The 3,335-nt window shown below is 74.9% G+C and carries 3 protein-coding genes and 1 pseudogene; all 4 read right to left on the reverse strand.

Annotated features, from left to right (window positions below; genetic code table 11):
* Positions 1–482: pseudogene (locus IH13_RS45200) on the reverse strand (MinD/ParA family protein); the annotation flags it as partial.
* A 51-nt stretch (positions 483–533) separates the two neighbouring features.
* Positions 534–1,874, reverse strand: a complete 1,341-nt coding sequence (eccD, locus tag IH13_RS0130750) for a type VII secretion integral membrane protein EccD (protein ID WP_031089422.1) — start codon at positions 1,872–1,874, stop codon at positions 534–536.
* A gap of 180 nt (positions 1,875–2,054) precedes the next feature.
* Positions 2,055–2,321, reverse strand: coding sequence for a hypothetical protein (locus IH13_RS0130755; RefSeq protein WP_031089423.1), 267 nt, complete (start codon positions 2,319–2,321; stop codon positions 2,055–2,057).
* Between the two features lie 131 nt (positions 2,322–2,452).
* On the reverse strand, positions 2,453–3,226 hold the full coding sequence (locus IH13_RS0130760) for an MFS transporter (protein ID WP_234433451.1): 774 nt from the start codon (positions 3,224–3,226) through the stop codon (positions 2,453–2,455).
* Positions 3,227–3,335: the final 109 nt, after the last annotated feature.

Genomic DNA, 3,335 nt, shown 5'->3' on the forward strand with positions numbered 1-3,335 from the left:
TGCCGGTAGTGCGCGTACGCCGTGCCCAGCAGGGCGGCGACCGTCGACTTCCCGGCGCCGCCGCGGATCGAGGTGACGGCGATCTGCCGGCCGGTCGTGACCGGCTGCTGGAGCAGCTCGGCGGTGCCGGTGAGGTCGGCGACCTCGCGTGCCGCCGATGAGGAAACGGTTCGCCGTACGGCGCGCACGGTACGCGCGGCGAGGTGTTCGCCGTGCCGCGCCTTGCGTACGACACCGGCGAGCTCCTCGTCGACCACGGACCTGGAACCGGGGGCGGCGCGCCGGTGGCCGGTGGGCGGTGCCGGCACCCGCTCGGCCGGCCGGGGCCCGTCCGCGGTCGCCGGGGTGCCGGGCGCGGTCGCCGGGGCACCGGGCCCGGGCGCGGCGGCGCTCGCGGGAGCGTCGGGTGACGGCCCGGCGGGCCGGTCCGGGCCCCTCAGGTCACGCAGCACGTCGCCCTGCCAGTTGTCCGCGTTCGGCATGTCTGCCCTTCCCCTCCGCCGCGCCCTTGGCCGGGTCGGCCGCGCGTTGACTCAGAACTTGTCGAGCAGCTGTCCGAACACGCCGAACGCCCCGACGGCGAGCGGGAAGAGCGCCACCATGCCGAGGGATTCGACCAGGTCGGCCGTGCGCCGCAGTCGCACCCGCACGTGCTCCGGCGGCTCCACCGCCAGAACCAGCAGGGGCAGCACCGCGGCCACGCACAGCACGGCGATCGCCCCGGCGCCCCCAGCGTGCTCCATCCACAGCGTCATGAGGCGTACGAGGAGGACCCCGGCCGCGACGAGGAGCGCCGTGACCTCTGCCACCAGGGGGAAGGCCCGCGCGCGGGACAGCAGCACCACGGTCAGGACCGAGGCCAGCAGCACGGTCCAGACCGTGGGCCGGCCGGCCGAGGTGAGCAGCCAGCCGGCACCGGCCGCCGAGACCGCGGTGACCAGCGTCGCCAGCGCCAGGCCGCGGTGCGTGGCCGCCAGCGCGTTGCCCACCTCGTGACGGCTGACGGAGACGCCGCCGGACCGGCGGTCGTCCAGCGCGGTGAGCCCCGACGCCATCAGCGCCAGCCGGGGCAGCAGACCGAGCAGGACGACGGAGAAGACCGCCATGACGGCGCCGAGCCGGGCGGGATCGTCCTGGACGGCGGTGACCGCCTCCCAGACGGCGGTGACCCCGGCCGTCGCCACGGCACCGATCAGCCCGCCGCGCCCGAGCGGCGAGAAGTACCCGAGGAGGACCAGCGTCAGGACCAGCGCGCCCGCGACCGCGGCCAGGCGCACGGACCCCGGCCAGCCGTGGGCGTCGGCGGCGGTCCACGCGGTCAGGACGCTCAGGCCGCCGGAGACGGACAGCAGCGCGGTCGCCAGGCCGCGGTTGCCCTGCCCGGCCTTCGCCACGAGGGCGCCGGCGGCGAACAGCACGAGCGTCACGGCGGTGAGGGCCCCGGCCAGGGATCCGAGCGGGAACTCGCGGCGGGCGAGCAGCGCGGCCACGCCCGCGAAGGCGACGGTCGCCACGCCCGCGCAGGCGCGGCGTGCCGCGGGCCGCCAGCGCCAGGCCCGCAGATCGAGGTCGTCGGCCACCTGGTCCGTGACGTCGTGGACGACGGGCGCGGGGGGAGCGGAGTGGCTCCGGACGAGCCGGAGCACGGCGCCGTCGGATATGCCGGACGACGCCAGGGTGCTGTCGTGCGGCAGGGCCGAGCCGTCGGACGTCAGCAGCTGACGGGTGAGGGGCCGCGAGGCCACCCGGTCGTCGAGCAACCGCAGGATGTCCGGCAGCAAGTGACCGATCGGTGTGTCGGAGGGCAGGACGATGTCGGCCCGGCGCCGCTCGCCGACCAGGGTCACCCGGCTCAGTTCCGCCCGGGACGTCATTGCAGTGCTCGCCACTTACGGGAACCTATCATCGCGGGGTCGGTGACCCGGGGGGTCGGAGGAGCGCCGCCGGCAGGGCGGCCTTCGCACATGTCGATGATCAAGGAGCCCCCGAAACCGTGGTGTTGGCCGGTGCCGTGCGCAACCTCGCCCTGAAACAGGTCACTTCTGCCGTACCGGTCAATTCGCCGACTGCTCGAACTGCTGGGTTCGCTGCTGCTGCTTTTCCTGTTCGGCCTGCTGTTTCGCCAACGTGTGCTGGAGGAAGGACCATCCGACACATCCCGCGCACAGCACGGCGGCGACGGCGACTCCCGCGAAGGCCTTGCCGAGCCGTTCGTCCGCCGTGCGGCGGGCCCGCTGGGCCCCGAACAGCAGCGCGTCGCGCATCCGTCGGCGGCGTACGCCCACCGACTCCAGCAGCTGGCTGTCGTAGTCACGTGCCATTCCGCTCCCGCCCCCTCGCTTTGCCTCTGCAACATAGGCCATGGGCGTCCGGCGGCACAGACCAGGACGTGCCGTCCGGGCCCGTTCCCGGGCCGTGTGGGCGGGGTGCGGACGAATTGCGTGTTTTGTGCTCAGGGAAGTCCGTGAGGACTCCCGGCTGACGGTCCGGTGCCTTTCGCCGCGGCTCCTCCCTCGTCCTCCTGCCACCGCTCTACCCGTCCGGCGTCCGGCGTCTGCCCGTCGCCTTCCGCCGGCTGCGCCGCCCCGCCCCGGGCCGGCCGTACCAGCCGGTGCTGGAGCAGACAGGCCGCCACCAGGCTCACGCCCAGCACCGGCCAGGCGAGCGGGCCCGCGCCCACCGCGGCGCCCACGACCACCGGACCCAGGCTGCGCTGGGCGGACTGTGCCAGGCCGTGCACCCCGAGATAGGCGCCCTGGGCGCCGCCGGGGGCCAGGGCGACGGAGAGCTCCCAGGACGACAGGGAGTGCAGGATCTCCGCCAGGGTGAAGGCGGCGGCCGCGACGAGCACCGCGCCCGTGGCGAACCAGGGGCCCCCGGCGGCCGACGCGGCGAGCGCCGCACCGCCCGTCAGGAACGCGGCACCGAGCGGCAGGAGGAGCCGGCGCGCGGCGGCGGAGGTCTCCGCGAAACGGGACAGCGGGACCTGGAGCGCGACCACCATCACGCTGTTGAGCACCAGGACGAGGGGCACCAGCCCGACCGGCGCCGTGGTGGCGTGCACGATCCAGAGCGGGAAGGCGACCTGGAGCAGGCTGTCGTCCAGGAACAGCCAGACCTCCGTGCCGGTGAACGCGAGGTACCGGCGGTCCCGCCACGGCGTCGGCCCCTGGGCGGACCCGGCGGGCGTCGCGCCGACGGTGGTCGTGCCGCGGACCGCCACCACACGGCTGGGGGAGGGCGGTTCCGCGCACCGGAGGGTGAGGACCGCGATGACGAGGTACGAGCCGACGTTGGCCAGCAGCAGCGTCTGGTAGGCTGTCTCTTATACACAT

Origin of the sequence: Streptomyces sp. NRRL WC-3549, from assembly GCF_000721935.1 — a bacterium.
GTDB lineage: Bacteria > Actinomycetota > Actinomycetes > Streptomycetales > Streptomycetaceae > Streptomyces.

Excerpts from the sequence above, each read along its gene's own strand:
- IH13_RS0130755 (WP_031089423.1), bottom strand. The coding sequence starts at position 2,321 with ATGGCACGTGACTACGACAGCCAGCTGCTGGAGTCGGTGGGCGTACGC.
- eccD (WP_031089422.1), bottom strand. The coding sequence starts at position 1,874 with ATGACGTCCCGGGCGGAACTGAGCCGGGTGACCCTGGTCGGCGAGCGG.